Raw genomic sequence first — 13,805 nt, forward strand, 5'->3', positions numbered from 1 at the left:
CCTTAATTCTTTGTATAAATTTCTTTGTTTATTTTTTTACGTTAGATTTAGAGAGAAGTTTCATTTTAAATTGAATATTGTGTATTTTAATTAATTTTGAAGTTAATAAAAAGAAGCAATATTAGTCATTCAGTTGTCAGTCCCCATATATAGCTCCTGATTTTTATTTTTTCAATTATCGATAAGTTCCTTCTTGAACTAACTGTACCGTTAGTTCAATTAGAAAAAGCCACCCTTACAGGCAGCCGCATGTAACTAAGTACCCGTTAGATATTATAGTTTATGAAAATTAGTATCTTTTGGCATAACTGATTTAATGAATGAGATATCATTTTTATTAACAAAATGTGCAAAGAATTCTGTTCCCCAGTGTTCTGAGCTAAAAATGGATTGGCCGTCTTTACTTAAAAAAATGGAGAACCACTTTAGTCTTCCATTGGTGGTTACGTTGTTTCTCAAAATATAATCTATAATTTTAGGGGTTAAATTTCCTTTATAGCGAGTTAATTTTTGTTCCATTGGTATTTCCGTAAGATTGGATAAGTAAATGATTTCTTCTATTGCTTGTTTTTCATCGTACCATAAATGTATTTCTATGGTGTCTGAGCCTTTTAAGAAATATTCCATTAAAGGAATCCAATAATAATAGTTATCTGTCATTGGAAAGTAGTCGCTTTCATCTAACGAAAATGTAGGTACAGCAAAGTACAAACGATAATTCATAAATAAACACCCCAACCTTATTTTACATAAATTTCTTGTTCAACTAAACCGCTTCGTTAGTTCTATAAGAAAAATTCTATCTGGAAGGAAATTAATATAATGTTTTAATAAAAGCTCTGAGAACTTCACCTAATTCATTCTTTCTACCTAACCAAATATAATGTTCAGCCCCCTTGATTTCGATATATCTAGAATTACTAATAAGGCTTGAAACCTGCCTAATTGACCAAGATGGACGAATATCATTTTCTGCATAAATGAACAATGAGGGTAATTGAAGTTGTGAGATATCCTTTAATAATAATGGTTTTTTAATGAATGCTCTCCAAGAATTAATCAACGAACGATGAACCATCTTATTAACCTCAAACTCAAAATCTGGTTTCAATTCACCAATTTCTTCTTTCTTCCGATTATAGATATCCTTCCAGTCCCTATCATTTTGTACTCCAGTTCCCGATATAGAAACGTATCCTAAAATAGATTGAGGAAATAACAATGAATAGGCTAAACCTAAATCAGCTCCCCAAGAGTGACCAATTACCATCCACTTTTTAAACTCGTACTCTTCACGAATTCTTTCAATGTCTTTAAGACAAGTTTCTAAATCATAACCGTTTCCATCATAACCGGAACGACCACAGCCTTTAGGATCAAACATAATAACCTCACAAATATCATCAATAAGAGAAGACACTGGTTCTAAATAATTACTAGATCCAGGTCCACCACTTATTAAAATGATTGGAACCCCGCCTTGCCCTCTTTTTTCAGTCCATATCCTTCCATTTTCTACTGTAATGTATTTCTCAACCACCAATATCCCCCTTTATTATCTGCTTTAAGAACCTACTTAGATAATACAAACCTCTTCTTATACTATAACTGCACCGTTAGATTAATATTCGACGACCGAAATTTATTATTGTGCTTCGATTTTATGCCACTTCAAATCTTCAGTGTTAGATACATTTGTATCTTTTGGGTATCCGTAATAATAAAGCTTTTTTCCGTCTTTATTAAATGCAGTTGGGTAAAGAAAGTCTAATTGTTCACTAAATGGATACAAGAAAGAAATACGTTCTCCATTCTGTATCTCTTTTCTTTCTATATTAGGCTCAATACCAGCATCTATATATGCGACTTCTTCATCGTATGAGATTACACTCAATAAGGTAGCCGCATCATTACCAGTGGTTATGCTAATACCTCCAACTGTTTGAATTTTATCAGAACTATACGGAATGTTAGTTGATGCCCTACTGCGGAAAAGCACACCTGACTTTTCAGATACTACGGTTTGGTATATCTCTGCTTCATCGCTCTTAAATAAAAATATAACAGATGAATCTGTATCATATTGTTCTATCAACTCAGCATCTTTCGAAAGAAAATCATTACTTTTGGCAGCACTTAACGCCGTAAACCTACACCCACTTATAAAAAATATAAATGTGACTACAATTAACAATGGTATTACAAATTCCCATTTTTTCATCTGTAAACTCCCCCTAATAATTTAATCCCATAATTTAACTGAACTGCGGCGTTAGTTCAATAAGAAAAAGCTACCTTTACAAGCTAGCCACTTAACTAAAGCACCCGTTACTTTAAGATGATTTTAGTTACTCAAAGAAATTTTTTAGTGTTTTGGGTTTTAAACTCTTTTAAAAATAAAACTACGCCAATAATAATAGAAATAAGTCCAAATCCAAATGTAATATTCGTTATACTCCAAATATATGATGGTGTTAAATCAATAATAGCCTGCATTTGATGAACTCCACCTGTAAATGATGTAAAAATAAGCACCTTTTCTAAACCACTTAAACCCATAAGAATAGCACCTAAAAAGATTAAAATTATTCCCAAGTTCTTCATCGTATACCCTCTTTTTAATTTAGTGTAATATCCAACATCTTATTACACTAAACTGCGACTTTAGCACAGTAAGAACAGACTATGACAAACACAGCCTAATTTTCACTAAAGCACCTCTTAAATTTATGTACAATGCTCTAAATTTCGCATTACTATTACTCCTCTACTTTTCAATAAATTGAAACTACTAAGCTGCTTTTTTCTTTATTTGCCCATTCATAACTTAATTCTTTACCATTATTTAACTTCACAGTAATATTATAGTAGAACGGATAAACTCCCGCATCTTGACGAAAAACCTTTATTTCTTTGACATCTTCTTTAGAAATTGATTCAATTTCAACTAAATCAAATACGACAGCAGCTAGAAGTTCTTCTCTCTCTTCTCTCTCACCTAACCGATAGTTTTGATAATTAAAATATATTATTACTCCTAAAAAAATTATCAAAGCAAAAACATTTATAAGCCATTTTTTCTTCAATAGGATTTACCTCACTTTGTGTTGTATTTTCAAATAAACCAATGTAGGAATCCTAACACATTATTCAACTAAACTGTTGCGTTAGTCAAAACACGCCCTATGTCTATAATTCTATTAAGTTGCCAATAATCCTTTTAATATTAATATTTTAGGGGGAATGGAAGTTAACTATCAAAAGCATGGGCTTCGTTTGAAGCGGATAAGCGAATAGAGGGATTTTCGCCACAAACGTTGAAGGCCTACCGGTTACAGTCTTTGCTACTAATAGGTTATTTTAAGCATGTAGAAATGAAATTGCTAGATACAAATCAACTGAAGGAATATCTCGCTATATCCGGCAAGCATTTAAAAATGGCCAGTCTTGCACATCGTATCCGTTTTTTGAAGTGATTTTTTCGTTGGTCCCATGAGAAGGTTTCCAAGGGAGGAATCCAACTTCCAAGATTAAAGAACCTAGGGAAGTGGATACCAAGTACTTAACCGAAAGGGAGATTGAATACCTTCGTGAATCCTGTCATTCTGCTATGGAAAAAGAGATATTTGAATACATGTTTTCTACAGGTTGTCGAATTGGAGAAATAGTATCGTTAGAAAAGAACCATATTTACTGGTCCAATCAATCTGCGATCGTGAGAGGGAAGGGCAATAAGGAAAGGGAAGTTTATTTTAATACACGTTATGACATATGCCTTAAACGCTATTTAGAAAGCCGTAATAACCATAATACAGCCATCTTTGTAAGAGCAAGGCATGTTGCTTCTTTCTTTAGTTCAATAGGAAAAAGGGGTTTACTCTTTCTGAAGTAAAGCACCCGTTAGTGAAAGTTTACAATTTTTCCTACAACCACTGATATATTATCCATTTTCCTTTCAAGTAACTCTTCACGTAGTTTTAATCGAGGCACTACCATCTTTTCTAAATATATAGAAAAGTAGAGATAAAGTTAAAATAGTACTTATCACTGTCATTAATGAAACAAAAAAGTCATGGACCATTATTTCCGTGACATTATAGGATAAAATTACAGTAATTAGAAGAATTAAGACTGGGTTTAATACAGAGTTAATTTGTAATTTCTGAATAAGAAATTTATATGAAATATACCAACTAATGCAGAAACAAGCTAAAGGAATTATAGTGAAATAAAGCGAGAAAATTAAAGCATACATAATTGATGAAGAAATATCATCCACTTTATTAAATCTGTAAATGTACTGTAATTTTAAGAATAATGAAAATATTATGTTATAAGTAATAATAAAAAAAATTAGCTTTTTGAGTGTTTTCATTTTTCAACCTCCATTTTCGCAAATATTTACATTTCGATATAACATAAACTCTTCCATTACTAACCCACAAATTTAAATACTGAAAACAAGCAATAAGAGAGCTAAACTTCCATTAATTTACATCACCCTAAATTATAGGTGTATTTCCCCTAGTAATTCATAACTATCCTTATTCAACTAACCCGCACCGTTAGTACAATAAGAAAAAAGCTTTACCATCTTGAAGTAAACCACCCGTTAGTTGAATAACTATTGGTACCCTCCATTGGACTCTGGGAGTGATTTATATTCACCCTTGCTTTTAATTATATTAAAGACATAATTTCTCAACTCAATTAGTTGTTTTCCATCGTTCGTTGGTTCGCAGTGTTTCCCTGAAATTGAAAGTTTTAACGTTTCACCGTTGATAATAATTTTCCACTCATCTTCTTCGTAAGGTTCTTGCATACAAACCGTTCCGTTTATAGGTTCAGGTGTAAATTCCTTCGTTTCGGCTATATTAATTTCTTGCATTTCCTCATAAATATCTTTCATTTCTTCTTCTGTTAAGATTAACTCTGTGGTTGCAGTACCATCTGCTATTAAATCCTTAGTCACTGTTCCTTCGAAAGTATTAATTTCATTCTTTTTTTGTACACCGAACTGAATAGAAAAATCAAAATCACTTGGCATAACTTTTGGCATATTTTGATTAGTAGAATCGGTTACATTTTTAGTAATTTCGTTGTTGAGTTCCTCCTTTTTACCACTTTGTTGACAGCCCAATAACCCTATTGATAAAAATATTAAAGACAAAATTAGGCTAAGTTTTTTAATATCGTCACCCCTTTTATAATTAGACAGAATTTCGTAGTTTTCGTTTCAATAAATCTTGTGGTAATTTGTTCAACTGCCTCCTGCTTTAGTTCAATAAGAAAAAAGGCTTTACTCCTTCTTGAAGTAAAGCACCAGTTAATTGAAGTACAACCTAGTGTACATTTTATAAAATGTGAAGGACCTCCTTTTTATTTTGCGTGATTATTTCTATTATCTCTACTAAAAAACATGTCTGTCATCAGTAATAATATACAGCCTACTAGAATTACGCTGGCAATGATTGTTCCTCGCGTGTCCTCGCCCCATCTAGTCATGATTGTATAGACTTGAAAGATACTCAAGAGAACGAGTCCGACTTTTAACGGTAATGTTTTTGTTTTCATGTTTATCACCCATTTCTAGTTTTCTATCTCTATTGCAGGCTTTTGATATTCAACTAACCTGCGGCGTTTGTACAATAAGAAAAAATGCTTTACCTCCTTCTTGAAGTAAAGCACCTCGTTAGTTCAACAAGATAATATTATATATCCTCTAAAATATTCAAATAAATTTAACTGTTTCTGGATTTAATGCAACCAGGTGAGGCAACCAACAATCTGATATTTCAATGCCAATCTCATGATTATTTGAACAAATTCGGTTCATACCATTCGAACCATCAGAACCACAACATCCTTGTTGCCTTCTTAAATCAGGATGATAACCTGAGTTTTTTATATCTTTAAGGTTAATAATGATAAAATCTTTTGGTTTTATTGTATATTCCCCATCGCCAATCATAAAAAATCCTTCTGGAATATAATCTTGACGGTCATTTTCATTTAATAAACCGATATCTTCCAGCTCTTTTACTTCCTTAGTAATTTCTAATTTACAGGTTTGACAAATCAGTTTCACGCTAAAGTCCACTCCTTTAAATTCGTTAATCCTCATCTTAAACCAAAGCACCCGTTAGTTGAACAAACAAGTTGCAAATCGCAACTGTCATCCTGTATTATTTCACTTCTTTTTCACCAAAATACTTCCAAAGATGATATGTCGACCAGAATAAAGCTACACCTATAAGCATTGTAAATGGTGCAAAGTAAGGTTTTTCAAGGATATAATCCGGGGTAAAAACAGCGAACAGGACGAAGATAATTATAGCTGTAATCAAAAGAATCCAGTAACGCTTGTCTTTAAAAGTGCTAAAACTCCACATACAATCCTCCCTGTACCAACATGTGATTTTCAAACTAAAGATATCCATTTATTATACAACTGTTGAACTAAACTGCGGCGTTAGTTCAATAGAAAAAAGAGTTGCCTAAGCCAACCCATGCTTCAACTAAATTGACATTATTCTTGAGATAAATTTAACCAATTTTTTTCATCAATTGATTGGATTTTATACTTTGAACCAACTATATCTAACATTCTTTGATAAGTTTTAATATCCCAAGAATCATCCACATGTTCATATAAGTCTTTATGTATAAATTCTTGAGTAATATAGTTTGTAACAGAACTAATGTCTACTAATTCTCCAAAAAACTGTCTTAACATATTCGAATCTTCTTTTTCTAAAGGTTCATCTGAAAGGAGATAAATTCTAAATACATTAACAATTACATTTATATCTTCGTCATCTAAAAAACAGAGTGGTTCTAGCTTTTTATCTTCTTCTGTAAAGGGTCCTCTAGTATCTTCAATAATGACATAAGCCAGCATTTTATTGTCTTTAAAGAAACGAAAAACTTCTAAATCTCGTAATCTTAGTTTTCTATCGATTGAAATCATTTTTTTCACCTATTCAATTATGAATTTATGACCTGCAGCAATATATCTGTACATATTCTTCAGTTTAAACAAATTGCCCTTCTGAAACTATAAAAAACAAACATTTTCTTATTGAACTAACCTGCTTCTTTAGATCAATAAGGTTTTACTCCTTCTTGAAGTAAAGCAACCCTTAGTTTAGTAAGAAAACAGATAGATATAAGCAATTAGTACGGAAATCCCTATTAATATCATAGCAATACACTTAAAAGTATTTTCCTCTCCTTTTATCAGACCTACTACCCAAATTACAAACCAACCAAATAGTGCTAAAGCGATTCCCAAATCACGTAAGACTTTTATGTCAGATGCTGCAACAGATCCTGTAAGATATACGAGCAAACCAATAAAACTAGGTATAATACCTAAAATAGATAAAGGACTTCTCCACTCTTTTATAAGCTCTATCTGTTTCTCTTTCTCCATTTTTCTGAAGGAATTCCAAGAACCCAGACTAGGTATTGTCCATATAAGCACTATATATATAACTTGAATTAGACTCAATCCATCACCTTTCCTGTCGACTCGAATTTCATACACAAAATGCATATTGTTGAACACGTGGTAAATAACACTTTTCAACTAACCTGCTTCGCTAGTTCAATAAGAAAAAAGAGTTGCCTAAGCAACCCATGATTTTCACTAAAGCACCCGTTAGTAGATAAAAGTCGCACATTAATTTTCCATTTCTTTTTCGTCTCTCTCTTTTATATATCTTCCGTACGCCTCTTTCACCCTGTCATTGCTATTGGCTGGTACTACTTGTTTATGAATCTCATTAATTAAAATAAAGGACCTGAAAATGACTCCGACAATAATTGCACATATGATATAGATTCCAATATAACCGAAGAGAGCCAAGATACCTAAAAGACCAGCTAATAGAATGGATAACAATAATTTCACAAAACTCCCCCTTAATCTGCCTACCTATACTCCCCAAAGATCCATCAGCTCAACAATTTTTAACTAAAGCTATCTGTTACTTAAATAAGAAAACAAACTCAATTGACTCTTTCATTTTCTTTATTTTTAAAAGCTTTCATTATTCCTAATATAACTGTGCCAATTAGACCACCTATACCCAAACCAACAAAACGTCCCCATTCTACTTCTCCGTTTTTCCATAAACTCACAATAAATACAGCTATAAGTACACCAATAAGCCAATACATCAAAGATATTAATAAACTTTTAATAGCAATCCCTCCGAGGAACTAAACTGCTTCTTTACTTGAATACGTTTGAAATGAAATGTGGTTACATTTATATAAAGATTCCGTTTAAACTCATCATAAATCCATTGTGCTTATTAAACTAAACTGCTGCTTTAGGTCAATAAGAAAAAAGGCTTTACTCCTTTTTGAAGTAAAACACCCGTTAGCTTAATAAGAATATTACTTTTTCTTTTTTGTAATAGCCCAAATAGATAAAACCCATAGTATGATAACGCACACGATTAAAAATAATTTTAAAACAACAAGTTCAAATAAAATCATCAAAAATACAATAATACTAAATAAAATAGCTAGAAATACTGACGTTTTCACCTTATTTTGTCTAGCTAAGAAAAATTGCGATATACAAAAAACAATTCCTATTACAATCAATAAATTAGCCACAATCTTCACCTCAATTATTCCATCTTATTAAATTCTTCTATATCATTACTTTCAAGAAAAGTGCTAACCCCAGACTTGAAGTAAAGAACCTCTCTCATTCAAAAATTTACATATATAAACTTATTCAACACAATCGTAAAAAAACCTTCTTATTCAACTAAACTGCCGCGTTAGTTAAAGTATATTCTTTCACAAACTTTTAGAATTAGGTAAAATTCATTATGCTTTTTCTAAAAATCAACTTTTACCTTTAACATAGCCAAATGTAAAAAGCATGTTTGTAACATACAGATTATCCAACATTTTTAGGAATCTCCCCATTAGAAATAATAAAGACAAAAAAGAAGATAAACAGGATCGATTACCAATACCTCCTATTCTTATCTTCAATTCCTGAAATACATGTACTTTTAAGTTTCAATTTCCTCTCTCATTTTATCCAACCCTTAATTTAATAGGGAACGAGTAATTTAAATTCAAAAACAACTATTACTGCTATTAAAATTAGAAACATTTCCGATATAGTCAAAATAGATTGTTTCGGATGTTCTGTATATTTCCATTCAAAAAACGCTCTTACTATATAATCCAGTACGATAAAAACAATTAAGGGAATTAATAAAAGGGATATTAATTCTTCATAATAAAACAACAGCACATAAGAGAGAGTGATTAAAGTAACTGCAGAAAAAATTCTTAAACCTTTATCAATTTTTCGATGTGACTTGTTTATGTAATTAAATGAAAAAAACTCCTTTTTCACTTTCTCAATTTGGAGTAGGTTCCTCAGAAAAAGCTTAACTATTGAAATAAGGACAAAAACAATTATTAAAATTAAACATAATTTTATCCAGGACACTAAAATCCTCCTATTCTATTTATCTGAGGCTTTTTTGAGGAGAGAAAGTCTTTACTCCTGCTTGAAGAAAAGGCTCCCGTAGAAAAACACGACTCACTTAATATAGGAATGCTCGCCTCTCGAGGTTAACAAGGAATAGGTAGTACAATTCCAATTTTTTACACCAGTTGTTCTTGTGCCTTTCCAACCCATTTTCCGCAATTCCTTTGCGATTAAAATATTAAAAAAACCATGACCAACTAAAACTATTGATTCATGTTCATTGGCGTAATTTATTAGTTGTTGTGAAGCCATGGTTGCTCTCAATTTCGCCTTACTATAAGACTCGCATTCCTTAGAATAGCCACAAAACCATAATATCCTTAAAATTACCGCCCAGTTATTTGGCTTTAATTTCAGATTAAATAATATTGTTGGATGAGCAGGTAATTCTGTTTCTCGAAATAAAGGATCCGAAATTGTTTTGGATGCTGGATTTAATAAGCATGCCGAGTCAATAGACCTTTTTAAATCACTGGTAACTACAACCTTTGCAACTGCTACTTTTTCAATAGTGATTTGAGGGAATGTTGATTCTTCAATTACACCGTTAAAGTCATACTTTTCAACCCAATTCTTAAATTCTGCAAAAGTGATTCTATCATTTTCGGTCCATTGTGATTTACCATGCCTAATTAATGAAATCTCCATACAAACTCCTTTAATTAAACTCGTTTTCTAAACATAAACTTTTTAAAATTCTGTTCGATTACGCATTAAATATATTATGCAATCTCCATATATTCATTTGCTAAAAATTTTTGAATAGAACTAATCCGCTACTATTTCTTCTTCAATCAATTCTACTTCATACGTCCTCAATCTACTATAGAACCTCGATTGCGCTGTTGTATCTAGCAAGAAATTTTCAGCTAAACTCCATTTATCTCCATTTTTCGCGGTAAAATAATAAGTTCCATTAACCCCATATACATATACATACTCTACTTTCTCCATGTCTTCCCACGGATAGATACGTGTCTTGTTAAACTTCTGGAGCACCATTTGATCTTCTTGGATAGCTGTGTAACTGAGCGAAGAAGCATATAAAGAAATAAGAGATGCAACCAATAAGGACCCGAAAACCGCGTACATAATCTTGTTTCGTTTCCATGCGAGCAACAATAGACCCGTTAGGAGTAGTGCCAATCCAAATGCAGTGACCCAAAAATTTACCGCTGGTATGAATAAGGCAATGTTTTGCTCTTGCTCATACAAAACGGTAGATATCACTAGTGGCAAGAAAAATACCACAAACGGGGTGCAAAGTCCCACAAGCATTGCCCAAATAATAAAGATGGTGCGTAGGGATTGTTTTTCTGTCATACTATCGCCTCCTTCCGTCTTTATATCTATATTATTCGGTAGAAGGATGAAAAAACTAAGGGTGTTATTATTTGTCCCACGTCTCCCGACCACCCTATACAAGTAAACAATTAAACATATCAGTCAAAAGATGATTCCTTCATATCAAAGCCTTTTTGACTGCAAGGAAATGCGACATTAAAGGAATGCCCCTTCTATGAAAAAAACAACTTGATTATCCACTTACCCAACAAAACAAATGGATAAAATAGTATATCTGTTAAGTCAGCAAAGAAATCAACTCTATCCGCCTTCTTATGTCTCATTTCGTATCGGGTTGCTTCATCCTCATTTGTGAATTTCTTATCCCCTACAATAAATACTTCATTCGCTTTCTGCTCATTTTCCATTTGATTATCCCCTTATGAATGTGTATTAACTAATCTACAATAAAAGTAACTAATCTTGTTTTTGCTACATTAATTTATTCATCCCAAGTACATCCAATGTTTTCTGTTGCTGAATGTCCTTGATCAATACAGATAGCACAAATAGCATCCCAATAATTACCGAAAAAAAGACGCTGTAAACAATGAATAATTTGGTATCGAACGTTTTTTGTGCAATGGATTTTAAATTCATATAAAAGTGGCTTCCTAAATAACTGATGAAACCAATAAATAGAGCTAAACAAAATAATACATAAAGTGTTTCATCCCATGAACTCCTTACACCCGTTACGTTTTATACGAATCAGAAAATTTAAAGTTTCAATTTTCTGATTATTTTTAGTGTTCTTTATTGAAGTTAAGTACCGGTTTTGTTGAATTAGAAATTCAACCCATCATTATTTCGTTTTATAAAGTTCCACTAATTTTTTCCCATCGCTTGTTCCGATGATTGTAGTAAGAGGAACCAGATTAATAACCACGTTAAAATAAGAAACAAAAATAAAACTATCTAAGTAGTTTCGAAAAACCCCAAATTCATATCCCATAAACAAATCTAATACAAATGCAGATAGAAAATTAAAGATTACCCCACCCAAGAAAAAGAGTGCTTTCTGTGTTTTACTAAATTCCTCCATATTCTTAGCAACAACTCTTCCACCTACGAAATAAGCTTTCTTAATAACAAAGAACTTCTTCTTCCATAATACTTCCCCATTTCCAATCGCAAATTCACTAATTTCTCCACCAAATAACTTAATAAAAAAAGCGTGCCCTGATTCGTGTATTAGTGCAATAAAAGGAAAAATAAACAAAGCAATAATTACGAAATTTATTAAAAAGCCCATCTTTCATCCCCCTTAATAATATCTACGAAAATGGGGGTAGAACGTTTCATATTTATAACTAGCTTTCGTGAAATCATATTTAGACTTACAATTCAGTAGCATTCTTTAAAATCTCAAAGAATTCACTATCATTTTCGATTGCATAGTATTCGTATCCATCAATTAAATTAAATATTTTTTTATCCGAATCCACCCACATTGCATATCCTGTATTAAATGTAATATTTACTCTATAATCTATATCTAGTGAAATATCTGTTACTCTTTTAAATTTTGCGTTTTTAAAAGACTCTATTAGTTCCAGTTGCGTTTCTTCTGGAATTTCAATTGGTGTAAATAGATCCTCTTTTTCTAAATCGTAACTTTGAATATCTACAAATGGTTTTTCTACATTTAAATCAGCATAATCTCCTAATACGTCTGATGCAGAATAAGTCCTATATGCGTTAGCAAAGACGGTAACCCGCACCATCACGAGCAATAAAACTACAATTCCAATTCCAATGCTTTTGATATTGCGCGATATTAACTCCACATTGCAGCGTCCTATTTTTATTCTTGGACCAAAATTAACTTAGTCATCCAAACACAAAAATCTCTCTATTTATTCACCTAACCAAAATCCAGTAGAAAGGATATTAAAGGGTAAACGCTGGTTTACACGCTAAACTTTATAGAAGGAATTACAACAGCGTTACATGCTTTTTCATAAAACTCAATCGGACCTGCCTGTCCAATAATTGCATACTCATAACCAATATCACTCATGTCTTTTAAGCAGTGATGTAGTAAAGAATATCCTATCCCCTTAACTCTGTTTGATAATGCCACGCCCATCGGACCGAAATAACATTTTTTATTCTTATATATATCATAAGCAGCAAACCCTATAATATCTCCGTTATCATCGAAAGCAACATATACCGGTGGCTTATTTAACGAGAATGCTTCTCTTATAGTTTGAGACCACTCATTCGAAAAATTTTTTCCAATAAAATGAACAAGTTCGCTAACTTCATTTTTATTCACTTTCCGGATAAGATGGGTGTTAATGATTGGGACTGTATAATTTCCAATATGAGTAATCATATCTCTTGAGGTAGTACCGAGGGATAAAATTGTTTTTCGGTTATCATCTGATAAAAGATGGTCTACTACATTAGATGTTATTAACGCTTTAAGCAAATGACCTTCATTTACATAGATTTGGTTATACTTCTTCATATAAATAATAGCAACTTCCAATACATTTTTTACTTCTTCCGTAACTTGGACGTTGAGAAAAACACTAAATGCCTGACGCTGAATAGAAGTATCCTCCATCACATCTTTCAATAAGCTCTTATCTAAAGTGATTTTTAGAGATATCTCTCCAAGTACTCCAGTTTTCTCATCTAAACAAGCAGTAAGGAGATGAACAGGTTGTAACACCTTTACTCTTGATGACTGGGCATGGTTTTCTGCTTTCTTCCATATCCTTAGCACTCTATTCGTAAAATTTATATTAGAATTGCTCAGAAACACCCCTCCTATAAAAATTTTTGATAATAAAACCCTTAATAATAAGTACTTCTACCCCTTTGTAAAAAAACCTGCTGCACAACAAATCGAAAAATAAAATAAAATCTATTCTATTACAACTCTACTTTCACATGTATTATAAGAAACTGGAAC

Annotated in this window: 22 protein-coding genes; 1 reads left to right on the forward strand and 21 read right to left on the reverse strand. The window is 32.0% G+C overall.

Annotated features, from left to right (window positions below):
* Nucleotides 1–273: 273 nt before the first annotated feature.
* The 5 genes from MHI47_RS09825 to MHI47_RS09845 form a co-directional block, all read right to left on the reverse strand.
* Entirely contained in the window at nucleotides 274–723 is a 450-nt protein-coding gene (locus MHI47_RS09825; protein ID WP_340830648.1) for a hypothetical protein, read from the reverse strand.
* A gap of 91 nt (nucleotides 724–814) precedes the next feature.
* A complete protein-coding gene (locus tag MHI47_RS09830) occupies nucleotides 815–1,540 on the reverse strand; it encodes an alpha/beta fold hydrolase (RefSeq protein WP_340830649.1) in 726 nt (241 codons plus the stop codon).
* A gap of 105 nt (nucleotides 1,541–1,645) precedes the next feature.
* The gene (locus MHI47_RS09835; RefSeq protein ID WP_340830650.1) at nucleotides 1,646–2,221 is read right to left on the reverse strand and encodes a hypothetical protein; all 576 of its coding nucleotides are present in this window, start codon (nucleotides 2,219–2,221) and stop codon (nucleotides 1,646–1,648) included.
* A gap of 131 nt (nucleotides 2,222–2,352) precedes the next feature.
* The gene (locus MHI47_RS09840) at nucleotides 2,353–2,604 is read right to left on the reverse strand and encodes a hypothetical protein (protein ID WP_340830651.1); all 252 of its coding nucleotides are present in this window, start codon (nucleotides 2,602–2,604) and stop codon (nucleotides 2,353–2,355) included.
* Between the two features lie 170 nt (nucleotides 2,605–2,774).
* The gene (locus tag MHI47_RS09845; protein WP_340830652.1) at nucleotides 2,775–3,086 is read right to left on the reverse strand and encodes a hypothetical protein; all 312 of its coding nucleotides are present in this window, start codon (nucleotides 3,084–3,086) and stop codon (nucleotides 2,775–2,777) included.
* A gap of 524 nt (nucleotides 3,087–3,610) precedes the next feature.
* Here MHI47_RS09845 and MHI47_RS09850 point away from each other — a divergent pair.
* Nucleotides 3,611–3,892 carry a tyrosine-type recombinase/integrase gene (locus MHI47_RS09850; RefSeq protein WP_340832025.1) on the forward strand — a complete coding sequence of 94 codons (282 nt, stop codon included), beginning with the start codon at nucleotides 3,611–3,613 and terminating at the stop codon, nucleotides 3,890–3,892.
* A gap of 732 nt (nucleotides 3,893–4,624) precedes the next feature.
* Here MHI47_RS09850 and MHI47_RS09855 read toward each other — a convergent pair.
* The 16 genes from MHI47_RS09855 to MHI47_RS09930 all read right to left on the reverse strand — a co-directional run bounded on the left by MHI47_RS09855 (nucleotide 4,625) and on the right by MHI47_RS09930 (nucleotide 13,655).
* Complete coding sequence (locus MHI47_RS09855) at nucleotides 4,625–5,140, reverse strand: hypothetical protein (RefSeq protein WP_340830653.1); 516 nt, start codon at nucleotides 5,138–5,140, stop codon at nucleotides 4,625–4,627.
* 239 nt (nucleotides 5,141–5,379) lie between these two features.
* Complete coding sequence (locus MHI47_RS09860) at nucleotides 5,380–5,574, reverse strand: hypothetical protein (protein WP_340830654.1); 195 nt, start codon at nucleotides 5,572–5,574, stop codon at nucleotides 5,380–5,382.
* A gap of 157 nt (nucleotides 5,575–5,731) precedes the next feature.
* Nucleotides 5,732–6,088: a hypothetical protein gene (locus tag MHI47_RS09865; protein WP_340769345.1), complete on the reverse strand. Its 357-nt coding sequence runs from the start codon at nucleotides 6,086–6,088 to the stop codon at nucleotides 5,732–5,734.
* Between the two features lie 97 nt (nucleotides 6,089–6,185).
* A complete protein-coding gene (locus MHI47_RS09870; protein WP_340830656.1) occupies nucleotides 6,186–6,392 on the reverse strand; it encodes a permease in 207 nt (68 codons plus the stop codon).
* Between the two features lie 137 nt (nucleotides 6,393–6,529).
* Nucleotides 6,530–6,970 carry a terpene synthase gene (locus MHI47_RS09875; protein WP_340769346.1) on the reverse strand — a complete coding sequence of 147 codons (441 nt, stop codon included), beginning with the start codon at nucleotides 6,968–6,970 and terminating at the stop codon, nucleotides 6,530–6,532.
* 177 nt (nucleotides 6,971–7,147) lie between these two features.
* On the reverse strand, nucleotides 7,148–7,435 hold the full coding sequence (locus MHI47_RS09880) for a hypothetical protein (protein ID WP_340830657.1): 288 nt from the start codon (nucleotides 7,433–7,435) through the stop codon (nucleotides 7,148–7,150).
* 249 nt (nucleotides 7,436–7,684) lie between these two features.
* Complete coding sequence (locus MHI47_RS09885) at nucleotides 7,685–7,915, reverse strand: ATP-dependent Lon protease (protein ID WP_340830659.1); 231 nt, start codon at nucleotides 7,913–7,915, stop codon at nucleotides 7,685–7,687.
* Nucleotides 7,916–8,013: 98 nt separating this feature from the next.
* The gene (locus MHI47_RS09890; protein WP_340830660.1) at nucleotides 8,014–8,145 is read right to left on the reverse strand and encodes a hypothetical protein; all 132 of its coding nucleotides are present in this window, start codon (nucleotides 8,143–8,145) and stop codon (nucleotides 8,014–8,016) included.
* Nucleotides 8,146–9,082: 937 nt separating this feature from the next.
* Entirely contained in the window at nucleotides 9,083–9,490 is a 408-nt protein-coding gene (locus MHI47_RS09895; RefSeq protein ID WP_340830661.1) for a DUF4181 domain-containing protein, read from the reverse strand.
* A gap of 93 nt (nucleotides 9,491–9,583) precedes the next feature.
* Entirely contained in the window at nucleotides 9,584–10,180 is a 597-nt protein-coding gene (locus MHI47_RS09900) for a histidine phosphatase family protein (protein WP_340830662.1), read from the reverse strand.
* 120 nt (nucleotides 10,181–10,300) lie between these two features.
* Nucleotides 10,301–10,855: a hypothetical protein gene (locus MHI47_RS09905; protein WP_340830663.1), complete on the reverse strand. Its 555-nt coding sequence runs from the start codon at nucleotides 10,853–10,855 to the stop codon at nucleotides 10,301–10,303.
* 194 nt (nucleotides 10,856–11,049) lie between these two features.
* Nucleotides 11,050–11,244 (reverse strand): hypothetical protein, encoded by a 195-nt coding sequence (locus MHI47_RS09910; protein ID WP_093533960.1) that lies wholly within the window; start codon nucleotides 11,242–11,244, stop codon nucleotides 11,050–11,052.
* A 64-nt stretch (nucleotides 11,245–11,308) separates the two neighbouring features.
* On the reverse strand, nucleotides 11,309–11,476 hold the full coding sequence (locus MHI47_RS09915) for a hypothetical protein (protein ID WP_340769355.1): 168 nt from the start codon (nucleotides 11,474–11,476) through the stop codon (nucleotides 11,309–11,311).
* Nucleotides 11,477–11,681: 205 nt separating this feature from the next.
* On the reverse strand, nucleotides 11,682–12,131 hold the full coding sequence (locus MHI47_RS09920) for a site-2 protease family protein (RefSeq protein WP_340830664.1): 450 nt from the start codon (nucleotides 12,129–12,131) through the stop codon (nucleotides 11,682–11,684).
* 85 nt (nucleotides 12,132–12,216) lie between these two features.
* Nucleotides 12,217–12,666, reverse strand: a complete 450-nt coding sequence (locus MHI47_RS09925; protein WP_340830665.1) for a hypothetical protein — start codon at nucleotides 12,664–12,666, stop codon at nucleotides 12,217–12,219.
* 122 nt (nucleotides 12,667–12,788) lie between these two features.
* The gene (locus MHI47_RS09930) at nucleotides 12,789–13,655 is read right to left on the reverse strand and encodes a GNAT family N-acetyltransferase (protein ID WP_340830666.1); all 867 of its coding nucleotides are present in this window, start codon (nucleotides 13,653–13,655) and stop codon (nucleotides 12,789–12,791) included.
* Nucleotides 13,656–13,805: the final 150 nt, after the last annotated feature.

The organism is Psychrobacillus sp. FSL H8-0487, assembly GCF_038008385.1.
In the GTDB taxonomy this organism is placed as follows: domain Bacteria; phylum Bacillota; class Bacilli; order Bacillales_A; family Planococcaceae; genus Psychrobacillus; species Psychrobacillus psychrotolerans.

Bases quoted from the DNA above. Each gene is read 5' to 3' on its own strand.
- MHI47_RS09825 (WP_340830648.1), bottom strand. From the start codon at position 723: ATGAATTATCGTTTGTACTTTGCTGTACCTACATTTTCGTTAGATGAA.
- MHI47_RS09835 (WP_340830650.1), bottom strand. From the start codon at position 2,221: ATGAAAAAATGGGAATTTGTAATACCATTGTTAATTGTAGTCACATTT.
- MHI47_RS09840 (WP_340830651.1), bottom strand. From the start codon at position 2,604: ATGAAGAACTTGGGAATAATTTTAATCTTTTTAGGTGCTATTCTTATG.
- MHI47_RS09850 (WP_340832025.1), top strand. From the start codon at position 3,611: ATGGAAAAAGAGATATTTGAATACATGTTTTCTACAGGTTGTCGAATT.
- MHI47_RS09860 (WP_340830654.1), bottom strand. From the start codon at position 5,574: ATGAAAACAAAAACATTACCGTTAAAAGTCGGACTCGTTCTCTTGAGT.
- MHI47_RS09870 (WP_340830656.1), bottom strand. From the start codon at position 6,392: ATGTGGAGTTTTAGCACTTTTAAAGACAAGCGTTACTGGATTCTTTTG.
- MHI47_RS09875 (WP_340769346.1), bottom strand. From the start codon at position 6,970: ATGATTTCAATCGATAGAAAACTAAGATTACGAGATTTAGAAGTTTTT.
- MHI47_RS09880 (WP_340830657.1), bottom strand. From the start codon at position 7,435: ATGGAGAAAGAGAAACAGATAGAGCTTATAAAAGAGTGGAGAAGTCCT.
- MHI47_RS09900 (WP_340830662.1), bottom strand. From the start codon at position 10,180: ATGGAGATTTCATTAATTAGGCATGGTAAATCACAATGGACCGAAAAT.
- MHI47_RS09905 (WP_340830663.1), bottom strand. From the start codon at position 10,855: ATGACAGAAAAACAATCCCTACGCACCATCTTTATTATTTGGGCAATG.
- MHI47_RS09910 (WP_093533960.1), bottom strand. From the start codon at position 11,244: ATGGAAAATGAGCAGAAAGCGAATGAAGTATTTATTGTAGGGGATAAG.
- MHI47_RS09915 (WP_340769355.1), bottom strand. From the start codon at position 11,476: ATGAATTTAAAATCCATTGCACAAAAAACGTTCGATACCAAATTATTC.
- MHI47_RS09920 (WP_340830664.1), bottom strand. From the start codon at position 12,131: ATGGGCTTTTTAATAAATTTCGTAATTATTGCTTTGTTTATTTTTCCT.